Genomic DNA, 12,253 nt, shown 5'->3' on the forward strand with positions numbered 1-12,253 from the left:
CAACGCGTATTCGCGGGCTATTTGAGTTCGAAAACCCCTTCGAGCTCGACAGCGACGTTTCTTGGCAGTGAGATGCAACCGACTGCGGCGCGGGTATGCCGGCCGCTATCGCCCAGCACGGCGACGACGAGATCGGATGCTCCGTTGATCACTTTGGGATGCTCGGTGAAGTCTTCGGTAGCGTTGACGAAACCGCCCAGACGCACGCATCCCGCCAGCCGGCTCAGGTCTCCCTCCAGTGCACGATCAACCTGTGCGAGCAGATTCACCGCGCAAAGACGTGCGGCCGCCTGGCCATCCTCAATCGATACGTCTCGCCCGAGCTTGCCAACGTATTGATCGACTCCATCGCGCACCGGCACCTGCCCCGACACGTAGAGAAGATTTCCAACTCGCTTCGCCGGCAGGAAGTTTGCTCCGGGCCTGGGTGCGGCTTGAGGCAGATCGATGCCCAGTTCACTCAGGCGCTCTTTCAGGTTTTGGCTCATCTGGTTTCTCCCTTCAGTCCGCGCGACGGCCGGCTTTCGAGCGCGCATGATCGATGCGCTCGCCGTCGAATACGACCTTGTGATGGCGTTCCGCGTATTCGCGCGTGATCTTTCCATTCGCGAGATCCGCTTCGATGCGCTCCAGCGTTCTCGCCGCGGGATCGCCATACCCGCCGCCGCCCGCCTGTTCGTGGCGAATGATCGCGCCGCGATGAAGCGTTCGCGTGAACTTGCTCGGCAGCGGAGCAAGCCCTTCGTCCGAGCGCAGATAGTTGGCCGAATGCGCGCCGGGCGCACCGCCGAACAAGCCATACGGCGCATGCGATGCACGGTCGGAGCGAATCTGCGCGACCACTTCTTCCGCTTCGATCCGGTATTCGCGAACGAGACCCAGGCCGCCGCGATACTCGCCCGCGCCGCCCGAGTCGGCTGCGAAGCCGTACTCTTCCATCACGATCGGATAGCGCGCTTCGAGTGTTTCGATCGGCATGTTCGACATGTTCTGCGACGGGTTCGTCACGCCTTCGATACCGTCCTTGTTGAAGCGGCCGCCCCACGCGCCGTTGATCATGTCGACGAGGATGAACGGCTCGCTGGCTTCCTTGTCGTAACCGCTCAGTGCGATGACGGTGTTGCCGCCCTCGCCTGCCGCCATCACCTTCTTCGGCGCGATCTGCGCGAGCGCGCCGAACACGCAGTCGACCACGCGATACCCTGTGAGCGCGCGGGCTGCAACCGGTGCCGGCATGCGCGGGTTCAGGATCGAGCCTTCTGGTGCGGTGATATCGATGCAACGATAGACGCCCGCATTGTTGGGAACATCGGCATCGAGCGCACAGCGCACGCTCAGATACGTTGCCGACTTCACGAACGACAGCGTCGAATTGATTGCACCGCGTACCTGCGGCGACGAGCCCGCGAAGTCGACCTTCACTTTCGAGCCTTCCACCGTGATCGCGCATTTGATGGGAATCGCGTCGTCGGTGAAGCCGTCGTTGTCGATGTAATCGGTGAATTCATACACGCCGTCCGGCCACGCTTCGATCGCACGACGCGTCAGGCGCTCGCCGTAGTCGAGCAGTTCATCGAAATAGGCTTGCAGGTTCTCTTCGCCGTATCGATTGATCAGGCGAAGCAATTCACGCTCGCCGATGTTGCAGGTCGCGAGTTGCGCGTCGAGATCGCCCAACACGAGGTCGGGCAGACGCACATTCTTCTTGATGATGTTGATGAGCGTTTCGTTCGGCTCGCCGCGGGTGTAGAGCTTCGTTGGCGGAATGCGCAGCCCTTCCTGGAAGATTTCCGTAGAGTCCGCAGCATTCGAACCGGGCACACGTCCGCCGACATCGCAGTGGTGCGCGATAACGACCGAAAATCCCTGCAAGCGCTTCTCGTGGAAGATCGGCTTGAACATGAAGATATCGGGCAGATGCATCCCGCCTTCATACGGGTCGTTGAGAATGATCACATCACCCGGCTCGACGGTAGCCGCGTACTTGTCGATGATGATGTCTACAGCGTCCGGCACCGCGCCGAGATGCAGCGCAACCGTCTTCGCCTGCGCGAGAATCCGGCCCTTCGCGTCACACATCGTGACCGAGTAATCGAGCACGTCGCGGATGATGGGCGAACGCGCAGTGCGCATCACGGCGAATGCCATGTCGTCCACGATCGTATCCAGCGCATTCTTGACGACTGCAAAGGTAATGGGGTCAACGTTTCGTTGGGTCATGATTGCTCCATTCAATTCATTCGATCGACGCGATGACACTGCCCACCTTGTCGGTACTCACGCGCCAGCCCGGCGGAATGACGATGGTGGTGTCGGAACTTTCGAGGATCACGGGGCCCGTGATCGGTTGGTCGAGCTTCGAGCGCGGCAGGATCGGCGTATCGATCCAGCCTGTCTGGCGATCGAAATAAACACGCCGCGTAGCCGCCGATGCTTCGAATTGCGCCGCTTTCGAACTGCGGATATCGTTGAAATCAAGCGTGCTGGTTGCGATGCCGCGTGCGAGGAGACGCACGTTCGCGCATTCGATCGCATCGTTGGATGCGTAACCGTAGATGCCTGCATACGCGTCGCGGAACGCCTTGCGCAAGGTCTCGCGCGTCGATTCGTTCAGCTGCTCCGGCAGCGGGACAGGAATCTCGTAGTCCTGGCCCTTGAAGCGCATGTCGAGATCGAACACGTATTGGATGCGGTCCGCTGAATAGCCTTCTTCAGCGAGCGCGCCGCGAGCGTCTTCACGCATTTGCGCAACCGTTTCGGCCAGCGCATCGATGTCGAGCGAATCCAGCAGATTGAGCGACGGCTTCACGAAGTAGCGTTCGACCGCGCCCGCCAGCATGCCCATCGCCGTGAAGACGCCAGGCGCGGCCGGAAAAACGACTTTCTTCATGTCGAGCGCGCGCGCCAGATCGCACGCGTGCACCGGCCCTGAGCCACCAAAGGCCACGAGCGTGAAGTCACGCGGATCGACGCCGCGTTCAACCGTCACCGCCTTGATCGTGCGCGCCATGTTGACGTTCACCACTTCGCGGATACCGACGGCGGCTTCTTCGACCTGAATGCCGAGCGGTTTGGCAAGCAGCGTATCGACGGCTTCGCGCGCGGCGTTGATCTTGAGTTCCATCGTGCCGCCTGCCAGACGCTGCGGCAGGAAGCCGAGAATCGCGTTCGCGTCGGTCACGGTCGGCTTCTCGCCGCCGATGCCGTAGCACACCGGCCCCGGAAACGCGCCCGCGGACACGGGGCCAACGCTGAGCAAGCCACCCGCGTCGATCCAGGCGATCGAACCCGCACCGCTGCCCACTTCGGCGACGTCGATCGTCGGCACGCGCATCATGTAGCCGCCCGCCTTGATGAAGCGGCTCGGCGTCGAGATGCCGGCGCGGAATTCATACTCGTTGGTGCGCGCCAGTTGTCCGTCGTGAATGAGCGATGCCGACGCTGTCGTGCCGCCCATGTCGAACACGACGAGATCCTTGTCCTTGCGGGCATCGCCGAGACGGCCGGCGCCGACCACACCTGCGGAACGTCCCGAAGAGATGAAGAACACCGGTGTGTCCTGCGCAATCCGCGCGCTGGACAGTCCGCCATTCGAATTGCTCACCAGCAACGGTGCTTTCACGCCGATGCGCTTGAGACCCGACTCCAGACGCTGGAGATACGTGCGAAGCGCGGGCAGCACATAAGCGTTCACGACCGTCGTCGACGTGCGCTCGTACTCGCGGAGTTCCGGCAGCACCGAAATCGAAGCGGTCACGCTGATGTCCGGAAACGCGCGCTGAAACGCTTCGAGCGCGGCAGCTTCGTTCGCCCCGTTCTTGTACGAGTTGATGAAGCAGATCGCGACGGACTCGATGCCTTCCTTCTGGAAGAATTCGCCCGCCTTGATGACTTCATCGACGGGTGTCGGACGCAGCACTTCACCCGACGCCAGCACACGCTCACTGATCTCCAGACGGTAGCGGCGCTCCACCAGCGGCACGGGCTTGTCCCACGACAGATCGAACATCGTCGGAGTACGCACGCGCCCGATTTCGAGCACATCGCGAAAGCCTTTGGTCGTGATCAGACCGCATTTCGCGCCCACTTTCTGCAGCATCGTGTTGGATCCGACCGTCGTGCCGTGCAGCACCTCCTTCACGTCGGCCGTCGCCAGACCGGACTGCTCCAGGATGCGCTCGACACCCGTCAGCACCGCCTCTTCCGGCGCCTTGGGTGTGGACGAGACCTTGGTGAAGTGAACGTTGCCCTTATCGTCGAGCAACACAAGGTCCGTGAAAGTACCGCCGATGTCGACGCCGATTCTCGCGCTTGCCATATCGATTCCCGATGTTCTCGAGTCCTCGTGCTGGTTTCCGGACGAGGCGCTCGTTACCTAGTTGAAAGACCACAGCGAATCCTGCGAAAGCCCGTCACAAACAAACCGGACCTCAACAGGTTATGGATGATTGGCGCCAATTATCTGCATCGCAGAAAGTGCTGCTTCGCGGTAGAAACGCGTCGCCGTTCCATGCGTTGCATTGTCGATCAAATGACGACAAAGTCAAAGGTGGAAAAAAATAATTCGAGAACGTGCGCGCCTCAATCCCTTATCCGATAAGGCTTTAAAGGCCAGATAGGTGGTTTACCTGGTCGGAAAAAGCCCGAGCAAAACAGCCTTGACAGCACTAAATGATCATGAAAATATTGTCGACATAAGATCGACTTCACGCCGACACACCGGCTCGGCGCGGTCGTTTCCATTGAGGTAACGAGGCACTTATGAAAGACGAATCGAACCTGATAGTTGTGACCGGGGGCGCGAGCGGGATCGGCGAAGCAACGGTGCAACGCTTCGCAACGGCCGGCTGGCGTCTGGCGGTCGCGGACGTCAATGCCGAAGGTGGAGAAAAGGTGGTCGCATCGCTGCGCAAAGCTGGCGTCGATGCCCGGTTCTTCCCGGTGGATCTGGCCGACGAAGCCTCCGTCACGCGCTTCGCCGATGCAGTCGTTCGCGAACAGGGCGTGCCGAATGCGCTGGTGAACGCGGGCGGAATCCTGCAAAACGCCGTGCGCCTGCTCGACCTCGAACTGGCGGAATTCGATCGGCTGTTTCAGATCAACGTGCGCGGCACGCTCGTCGCCTCACGCGCGTTTGGGAAGTTCATGTGCGAAGCCGGGCAAGGGTCGATCGTCAATCTTTGTTCGCTGACGACGTTTCGCCCATCGGCGCAGATCGGCTACGCAGTCGGCAAATCGGGACTCAAGTTGCTGACCGAAACCATCGCGGCGGAATGGGGCCCCAAGGGCATCCGCGTCAATGCGGTGGCACCGGGCTACACGCTGACCCAGGCGATGCAGGCCCGGATCGATGCAGGTCAGCGCGACCCCGAAGCGGTCATTAACAAGTCGGCGCTGCGCCGGTTCGTCAAGCCTTCCGAGGTGGCAGACGCCATCTATTTCCTCTGCTCGCCTGAGGCGGCGGCCATCACGGGCGTCACCCTGCCTATCGATTGCGGCTGGCTCGTCAGCACGGCGTATCAGGCGTATGCGTCACAACCCGCTTAACCTTCAAAAAGGAACTGAAATGCCTATCCTCACACTGGAAATGCTGTCCGGCCGGACGGAAGAACAGAAGATCGAACTCGCCGACGTGCTCACCCGCGAAACCGCGCGCATCGCAAAGTGCTCGCTTCAGGATGTGCAGATTGTCTTCAGCGAAGTGCCGCGCTCAAGCTGGGCAGTTGGCGGGAAATTGGCGTCGAAGAAAGAGGCTTCCGGCAGCGGGAGCTAGAGAAGGAAGCCGGTCGGTTGAGTTTCCGGCCGGCCAATGCATCAACTTGCGGAACGACTCTGGCGCCACGCGCCAGAGATCAGCTGAGTGACGAGCTGGTTTCTTTTGCCGTCTTCGTCTGCCGGGAACGGCCTTTCTCCTGTCGCTCATCCGTCGACGCAGCGCTGCGCGACTTGCTCGCGGACGCGAACTTGACCGGAATCTGCGCGGTGAGATTGCGATCCAGATACTCCATGAAGCGCCCCTTGAACTGCGTCGCGTGTTCGTGAGCCCACGACTCTGCGCGATCGGCGTCACCTTCCTCGATAGCCTGCAGCAACTCAGTATGATGAGCGGCCATCCGTTCGGGTGAGATGTTCGGATCGAGCGCCTGGTACTTCAAATGCAGGTGCAGCATTCGCCGCCCTTCGTCGAGCAAACGCCGGTACAGGTCAGCGAAATAGGCATTGCGTCCCGCTTTCGCGATCGTCATGTGGAATTCGTAGTTGCGCTCGATCATCGGCAGGCTGTCACCCGTTTTGATGCTCTCCGCCACGCCCTTCAGATACGCCTTGTGTGCGGCGAGGATCGCACGCACGTCATCTGCCGTTCGATGGACGGCAGCCAGCCGGTGCGTGACCCGCTGAAGCAGATCCAGTGCATCGAGGAACTCAGGAACACGCTGGAAATCGATTGGCGTTACGACGTTTCCGCGATTCGGCAGGATCGTCACCAGACCTTCGGCCGAGAGCCGAACGAGCGCTTCACGAACCGGCGAACGGGACACGGAAAATCGCTCCGCCACGCCCAGTTCGTCGAGATGCGTACCTGGCGCGAGCTTCATGGTCAAGATTTCGTTGCGCAGCGTCTGATAGACGCGCGTCGTGCCCGTTTCCTTTGCTGCGTCGACGGGTTGCTCTGCTGCCTTTGCCATAACAAATCCTGGTTTGCTGCCGAGATGACTCCGGGGCCGGAACATTGTCGACATCTTGCCGACAATTCTACGCCTTTCGTGCACATTCATGTGCGCGTGGCGGGGTATGGTTGACCCGGAGACGTTGCCCGTTTCGCTGAAAAAAGTTTATTGGCTACAATTATTTGCGTCCTGAACGCGGCAATTCTCGCGCGCTTTTCGGGTGAAACCAATCTCTCTTCCCGTTGGCCCACATCATGTCGTCTGTCCTTGCCATTCCGAAGATCATCAAGCAATCAATGGGTGCGCAAGCGGTCGATGTACTTCGACAGGCCATCACTCGCGGCGACATAGCCGCAGGCTCGCGCATCACCGAATTGCAGTTATCCGAACACCTGGATCTGTCGCGCGCCACGGTACGAGCGGCGCTGCATCAACTGGCCAAAGAAGGATTGACGAAGCTCGTGCCTTACACCGGCTGGACGGTTGTCGCGTTGACGTCGAAAGACGCGTGGGAACTGTACACGTTGAGGGCGAGCCTGGAGCGACTCGCGGCCCAACTGGTTGCATCGAAGCTCGATCGTCACAAGCACAAGAAGATCAGCGCCCGTTTCGCAACGCTTGAAAAGTGTTGCGCACGCGCCGATGCGGAGGCAATTGCCGAGGCGGATTTTGCCCTTCACAAAACGATCATCGAACTGTCCGATCACGAGCGGCTTCGAATGCAATACGAGATCGTCGAGCGGCAGATCCGTATCTTCATCCGCTCGAGCGACGAACTGGCGACTGACCCGCAAGATCTGATCGACCAGCATCGCCCTATCGTCGAGGCACTGCTCGCGAGAGACGTCGATGAAGCGGGAAGGCTGTCCGAGGCGCACAACATGACAGAAGGAAGCAAGCTGGCCGCGCATCTGCTTTCTCTTGAGGCGCAACTGCCTGCCACGGAAAAACCGGAATCGACGGGGCGATTGAAGAATCTGAACGCGCGACGCCGCAAGGGAACGTGAGTGTTCCGCCGGAGCCTTCCTGAGACCCATACCGGGTCAAACACACGCGGCGCAAACTGATCGACACCCAACTCAAAACGCGCCTACGTCTCCAGTCATTCAGCCGCAAAAAAGTGCCAGCTTTTTTGCGCGTCAAAAGCTATCACCCCCATTACGAGTAAGGCCATCCGTCAATATCGTAAAAACACGATATATGATTCGACCCATAGCGATGCAGATGCCGACGTTCCGGCCAGAGAGTCTGTCCGCTGTTTCATGAACACGAAGACCCATACGACCATCACCGATATCGACGTCGACGCGATCCACAAGGCCTTGGCCAACCCGGCGCGTCGCGTGATTCTGACCAAGCTGCGCGAGCCGGAGAAGTACTTCCCGACTCAGGAGCTGTCGTACGACCACGGCGTCTGTGCCGGGCAGTTCGACGACTGTTGCGGCCTGTCGCAGTCCACGGTATCCGCGCACCTCGCCGCGCTGCAGCGCGCGGGGCTGATTACGTCGAAACGCGTCGGTCAGTGGGTGTTCTTCAAGCGTAACGAGGCCGTCATCCAGGCGTTCCTCGCGCACATGAACGCGGATCTCTGACGCACGTCTCGCGTCTTCGCTTTCCCCGAATGCAGTATCGACACAACGGGCCATGCGCCCGCAAGGATTGAATCAACATGCCGACACTTTTCGACCCGCTCCAGATTGGCGACATCACGCTGAAGAACCGTATCGTGATGGCGCCGCTCACGCGTCAACGCGCCGGCGACGTGCGCGTGCCCAACGCGCTGATGGCGAAGTACTACGCCGAGCGCGCTACCGCGGGCCTGATCCTTTCCGAAGCCACGTCCGTCACGCCGCAAGGCCTCGGCTACGCCGACACGCCGGGCATCTGGTCGGATGAACAGGTGGAAGGCTGGAAGCTGGTGACGGAAGCCGTCCACAAGGAAGGCGGCAAGATTTTCCTGCAACTGTGGCACGTCGGCCGCGTGTCGGACCCCGTGTTCCTGAACGGCGAACTGCCCGTTGCGCCGAGCGCGATCGCGCCGGAAGGCCACGTGAGCCTCGTGCGTCCGCAACGTCCGTTCGTGACGCCGCGTGCGCTCGATATCTCGGAGATTCCGGGCATCGTGGCTGCGTACCGCAAGGGCGCGGAAAACGCGAAGAAGGCAGGCTTCGACGGCGTCGAAGTGCATGGCGCGAACGGCTATCTGCTCGACCAGTTCCTGCAGGACAGCACCAACAAGCGCACCGACGCGTACGGCGGCTCGATCGAAAACCGCGCGCGTCTGCTGCTCGAAGTGACGGATGCGTGTATTGAAGTGTGGGGCGCGGACCGCGTCGGCATGCACCTCGCGCCACGCGGCGATGCGCACACGATGGGCGATTCCGATGCAGCCGCGACGTTCGGCTATGTCGCGCGTGAACTCGGCAAGCGCAAGATCGCATTCATCGCGGCACGCGAAGCGGTGGGCGACGACCGCCTTGGCCCGCAACTGAAGAAGGAATTCGGCGGCGTATATATCGCCAACGAAAACTTCACGAAGGACAGCGCGCAAAAGCTGCTCGACGCGGGCGAAGCGGATGCCGTCGCATGGGGCAAGCTGTACATCGCGAATCCGGATCTCGTACGCCGCTTCGAACTGGATGCGCCGCTGAACGCGCCCGTTCCGGCAACGTTCTATGCGGAAGGCGAAGCAGGTTACACCGATTATCCGGCGCTGGAAGCAGTCGCCTGAGTCTGCGCAGCAGAGGTAGTCCGGTAGCACCGAAAAACGCGGCGGGAAGTCATTCCCGCCGCGTTTTTTTCATTCATGCTCAGCAGGCTTCACCGTGCGCCGCATGAACACACGCTTCGTTTCATCGACACCGCGCGCGATCCTCAACTCGCGCACGCGCAACAGCGCGGCATCGAGTTCGTCGTCGGCCAGCACGCTGAAGCCGAGCCGCTGGTAATACGGCGCATTCCACGGCACATGCCGGAACGTCGACAGCTCGACATGCGCTGCGCCCGCCGCGCGCGCCCGCTCGTCGACCTGATCGAGCAAGGCCGCGCCGATACGCCGCCCGGCATGCTGCGGCACCACGTCGAGCGCCTCGACATAGATGCGCCCGCGCAGCATCGCGAACATCACGAAGCCGACGCATGCTTCGCCGCATTGCGCGACGATCACTTCCGACGCCCTCACCTTCTTCAGCACGAACGGCGCATCCATCGGACGCGCCGCCGCAATGCCCGTCAGTCCGACCGAGACGAAACGCTGCGCCGCTTCGTATTCGACGATGCGAATCGACGGAACGTCTTCGGGCACGGCTGGGCGATAGTGAACGGCGGGCGCTTGCATGGGTTCATCGGTTGGGTCCGAGCGGACATATTGACACCGCTTGCCCGCGCAACTCAACCCGCCGCGCCGATATAATCCAGCACAGACCGTCCCGCAAAGGAGTCGCCGATGGCACTGTCAGGTCTTCTCGTCTTCGCGCTCGCGCTGATCGTCGCGGCCGGCTCGCCCGGTCCCAGTATCGCGGCGCTCGTCGCGCGCGTGCTCACCAACGGCTTCAGGGACGTGCTGCCGTTTCTCGCCGCGATGTGGATCGGCGAAGCGTTGTGGCTCACCTGCGCGGTTGCGGGCCTCGCCGTCGTGGCGCATACCTTCGCGTTGGTGTTCATCGCGCTGAAATTCGTGGGTGTCGCGTATCTGCTGTTCCTCGCATGGAAGATGTGGTTCGCGCCCGCCGACGTTCGCGAAAGCGCGCTGCCGAGCGGCCAGTCGCCGTGGCGCATGTTCGTCGCAGGGCTGATGGTCACGCTCGGCAACCCGAAGATCATGGTTTTCTATCTGGCGCTGCTGCCTACCATCGTCGATCTGTCGCGCGTCGGCACGCTCGCCTGGCTCGAGCTGACACTGACGATGCTTGCCGTGCTGATGTCCGTCGATTTCATCTGGGCGCTCGCCGCCGTCAAGGCGCGCACGCTGCTGACCAGCCGCCGCGCAGTGAAGATCGCCAACCGCACCAGCGCGACGCTGATGGCAGGCGCTGCGGCCGCCATCGCTGCACGCTGAACCCACACTCCTTTCAACGAGGGCTGCATGCGCACCCGCATGTTCACGGAGATCAGCCACGACGCGCTGCGCGCGCTCGGCCGCGAACTCGCCGCGTGGAAGCCGACGCCGGAACGCGCGCTGTTCGGCCTCGAAGCGGTGATTTCGGTGGTGCTGTCGGTAGCGCTCGCGCACCTGCTGCATCTGCCGTACACGTGGTGGGCCGCGATCAGCGGCTTCGCGGTGATGCAGACGCGCTTCTCGGCGTCCGCGCAGCGTGCGATGCATCGCGTGCTGGGTACGATACTCGGCGGCCTGCTCGGTGCGTTACTCGGGCCAATGATCGGCGATCGGCCGTGGCTGTTCGTGCCCGTGCTGGGCGTGATCGGCGGCGTGTGCGTGTATCGCGCGAACGGTTCGTCGGCGTCGTATGCGTGGGTGCTGGGCGGCATCACGTGGGTGATGGTCACGTTCGAGGCGCACAAGCTGCTCGCATTCGGCCCGACCGCTTCGTTCGCGATGCTGCGAATCGCCGAAGTGTGCGTCGGCGTGTTCGCCTGCCTTCTGGTTTCAGCGGCGTTTCATATTGGCATTCGCTGGTATGAGCGGCGCAAGCCGGCATCGAAGGTCGTCGCGGCAGCGGCCGCTACTGCGAACGCGTTGCCGCCTACATTCGAGACATTGCGCCATGCGCGCATGGTGCTCGGCGTGCAGGCGGGTATCGCCGTCGCGATCCTGGCGGCGCTCACCTACACGTTCGATCTGCCCGGCTTCGCGCAGGCACTCGTCACGACGATCGCGGTGATGATCCTGCCGCCGAGTTCCATCATCGTGCGCTCGCAAAAGCCCGTCGCCGACAAGATGGTGCAACGCGTGGTGGGCTGTCTGATCGCGGGCGCGGTGGGCATTGCGCTGTTGCCGCTGATGCAAGGCCAGATCGTGCCCTGCCTGCTCGCGCTGGCTGCGGGCATCTGGGCTGGCTGTCACGTGCAGACGGGCAAGGAAGGCGCGAGCTATATCGGCCGGCAGTTCACGATCGCGTTCATCATGGTGTTCGTGCAGGACCACGCGTGGTCCGCCGACCCACACCCCGCGATGCTGCGGCTCGCCGGTATTCTCATCGGCATCGCCATTCTCACGTGCGTGATGCTGATCGCGTCCCGGCTATCGTTTTTGCCTGCATCGGAAGAAGCGACGCCGTAAGCCGGGCATGAACGTCGCCGCGCTCACGGCTCGCCGAACAGCGCCTCGCACAGTTCCAGCCCTTCGGCGGTCAGCGTCGCCGAGCCGCGCCCTTCCTCGTCCATCTGCACGGCGATCACACCCGCCGTCTGTAATTGCGTCAGATAGCGCCGCAGCGTGCTCATCGGCAGATCGCTGCGCTTGCTGAGCTTCGCAAGCGACCACGGTTTGTCCCGCGATTCGCGCGACGCTTCCCATAGCAGCATCAGCAACTGCTCCACGGTGGGATCGAGTTCGTTGTCGTCGTCATCGTCGTCGCAATGCTTGTCGTGTGCCGAGTCATTTGGGTTCAATCCGCTTCTCCTGT

The 12,253-nt window shown here is 61.8% G+C and carries 13 protein-coding genes; 7 read left to right on the forward strand and 6 right to left on the reverse strand.

Features of this window, described 5'->3' with window-relative positions:
• Positions 1 to 17: 17 nt before the first annotated feature.
• The 3 genes from G3O01_RS19585 to G3O01_RS19595 are packed head-to-tail and all read right to left on the reverse strand — an operon-like array spanning position 18 to position 4,318.
• Entirely contained in the window at positions 18 to 488 is a 471-nt protein-coding gene (locus G3O01_RS19585; RefSeq protein WP_205806777.1) for a RidA family protein, read from the reverse strand.
• A gap of 13 nt (positions 489 to 501) precedes the next feature.
• On the reverse strand, positions 502 to 2,220 hold the full coding sequence (locus tag G3O01_RS19590; protein WP_205806778.1) for a hydantoinase B/oxoprolinase family protein: 1,719 nt from the start codon (positions 2,218 to 2,220) through the stop codon (positions 502 to 504).
• Between the two features lie 16 nt (positions 2,221 to 2,236).
• Positions 2,237 to 4,318, reverse strand: coding sequence for a hydantoinase/oxoprolinase family protein (locus G3O01_RS19595; RefSeq protein WP_205806779.1), 2,082 nt, complete (start codon positions 4,316 to 4,318; stop codon positions 2,237 to 2,239).
• Positions 4,319 to 4,761: 443 nt separating this feature from the next.
• Between G3O01_RS19595 and G3O01_RS19600 the strand changes: the two genes are divergently transcribed.
• Together G3O01_RS19600 and G3O01_RS19605 are read left to right on the forward strand one after the other, a co-directional pair.
• Entirely contained in the window at positions 4,762 to 5,547 is a 786-nt protein-coding gene (locus tag G3O01_RS19600; protein WP_205806780.1) for an SDR family oxidoreductase, read from the forward strand.
• Positions 5,548 to 5,566: 19 nt separating this feature from the next.
• Positions 5,567 to 5,773: a tautomerase family protein gene (locus tag G3O01_RS19605; RefSeq protein ID WP_241024098.1), complete on the forward strand. Its 207-nt coding sequence runs from the start codon at positions 5,567 to 5,569 to the stop codon at positions 5,771 to 5,773.
• Positions 5,774 to 5,852: 79 nt separating this feature from the next.
• Here the strand turns inward: G3O01_RS19605 and G3O01_RS19610 are convergent, their stop codons facing one another.
• Positions 5,853 to 6,686 (reverse strand): GntR family transcriptional regulator, encoded by an 834-nt coding sequence (locus tag G3O01_RS19610; protein ID WP_205806782.1) that lies wholly within the window; start codon positions 6,684 to 6,686, stop codon positions 5,853 to 5,855.
• Between the two features lie 236 nt (positions 6,687 to 6,922).
• Between G3O01_RS19610 and G3O01_RS19615 the strand changes: the two genes are divergently transcribed.
• The 3 genes from G3O01_RS19615 (at position 6,923) to G3O01_RS19625 (ending at position 9,399) form a co-directional block, all read left to right on the forward strand.
• Positions 6,923 to 7,675: a GntR family transcriptional regulator gene (locus G3O01_RS19615; protein WP_205806783.1), complete on the forward strand. Its 753-nt coding sequence runs from the start codon at positions 6,923 to 6,925 to the stop codon at positions 7,673 to 7,675.
• Positions 7,676 to 7,930: 255 nt separating this feature from the next.
• Complete coding sequence (locus tag G3O01_RS19620) at positions 7,931 to 8,260, forward strand: helix-turn-helix transcriptional regulator (RefSeq protein WP_205806784.1); 330 nt, start codon at positions 7,931 to 7,933, stop codon at positions 8,258 to 8,260.
• A 77-nt stretch (positions 8,261 to 8,337) separates the two neighbouring features.
• Entirely contained in the window at positions 8,338 to 9,399 is a 1,062-nt protein-coding gene (locus tag G3O01_RS19625; RefSeq protein WP_205806785.1) for an alkene reductase, read from the forward strand.
• Between the two features lie 69 nt (positions 9,400 to 9,468).
• Here G3O01_RS19625 and G3O01_RS19630 read toward each other — a convergent pair whose 3' ends face one another.
• Positions 9,469 to 10,005, reverse strand: a complete 537-nt coding sequence (locus G3O01_RS19630) for a GNAT family N-acetyltransferase (RefSeq protein WP_205806786.1) — start codon at positions 10,003 to 10,005, stop codon at positions 9,469 to 9,471.
• A gap of 108 nt (positions 10,006 to 10,113) precedes the next feature.
• On the opposite strand from G3O01_RS19630, the gene G3O01_RS19635 reads away from it, so the two are divergent.
• Positions 10,114 to 10,725, forward strand: a complete 612-nt coding sequence (locus G3O01_RS19635) for a LysE family translocator (RefSeq protein WP_205806787.1) — start codon at positions 10,114 to 10,116, stop codon at positions 10,723 to 10,725.
• Positions 10,726 to 10,752: 27 nt separating this feature from the next.
• Complete coding sequence (locus G3O01_RS19640; protein ID WP_205806788.1) at positions 10,753 to 11,907, forward strand: FUSC family protein; 1,155 nt, start codon at positions 10,753 to 10,755, stop codon at positions 11,905 to 11,907.
• A gap of 23 nt (positions 11,908 to 11,930) precedes the next feature.
• On the opposite strand, the gene G3O01_RS19645 is transcribed toward G3O01_RS19640, so the two are convergent.
• Positions 11,931 to 12,239: a helix-turn-helix domain-containing protein gene (locus G3O01_RS19645; protein WP_205806789.1), complete on the reverse strand. Its 309-nt coding sequence runs from the start codon at positions 12,237 to 12,239 to the stop codon at positions 11,931 to 11,933.
• Positions 12,240 to 12,253 lie beyond the last annotated feature (14 nt).

The organism is Burkholderia sp. Ac-20365, assembly GCF_017104715.1.
Lineage (GTDB): Bacteria > Pseudomonadota > Gammaproteobacteria > Burkholderiales > Burkholderiaceae > Paraburkholderia.

Excerpts from the sequence above, each read along its gene's own strand:
- G3O01_RS19635 (WP_205806787.1), top strand. The coding sequence starts at position 10,114 with ATGGCACTGTCAGGTCTTCTCGTCTTCGCGCTCGCGCTGATCGTCGCG.
- G3O01_RS19610 (WP_205806782.1), bottom strand. The coding sequence starts at position 6,686 with ATGGCAAAGGCAGCAGAGCAACCCGTCGACGCAGCAAAGGAAACGGGC.
- G3O01_RS19640 (WP_205806788.1), top strand. The coding sequence starts at position 10,753 with ATGCGCACCCGCATGTTCACGGAGATCAGCCACGACGCGCTGCGCGCG.
- G3O01_RS19630 (WP_205806786.1), bottom strand. The coding sequence starts at position 10,005 with ATGCAAGCGCCCGCCGTTCACTATCGCCCAGCCGTGCCCGAAGACGTT.
- G3O01_RS19615 (WP_205806783.1), top strand. The coding sequence starts at position 6,923 with ATGTCGTCTGTCCTTGCCATTCCGAAGATCATCAAGCAATCAATGGGT.
- G3O01_RS19605 (WP_241024098.1), top strand. The coding sequence starts at position 5,567 with ATGCCTATCCTCACACTGGAAATGCTGTCCGGCCGGACGGAAGAACAG.
- G3O01_RS19600 (WP_205806780.1), top strand. The coding sequence starts at position 4,762 with ATGAAAGACGAATCGAACCTGATAGTTGTGACCGGGGGCGCGAGCGGG.
- G3O01_RS19595 (WP_205806779.1), bottom strand. The coding sequence starts at position 4,318 with ATGGCAAGCGCGAGAATCGGCGTCGACATCGGCGGTACTTTCACGGAC.
- G3O01_RS19590 (WP_205806778.1), bottom strand. The coding sequence starts at position 2,220 with ATGACCCAACGAAACGTTGACCCCATTACCTTTGCAGTCGTCAAGAAT.
- G3O01_RS19585 (WP_205806777.1), bottom strand. The coding sequence starts at position 488 with ATGAGCCAAAACCTGAAAGAGCGCCTGAGTGAACTGGGCATCGATCTG.
- G3O01_RS19620 (WP_205806784.1), top strand. The coding sequence starts at position 7,931 with ATGAACACGAAGACCCATACGACCATCACCGATATCGACGTCGACGCG.
- G3O01_RS19625 (WP_205806785.1), top strand. The coding sequence starts at position 8,338 with ATGCCGACACTTTTCGACCCGCTCCAGATTGGCGACATCACGCTGAAG.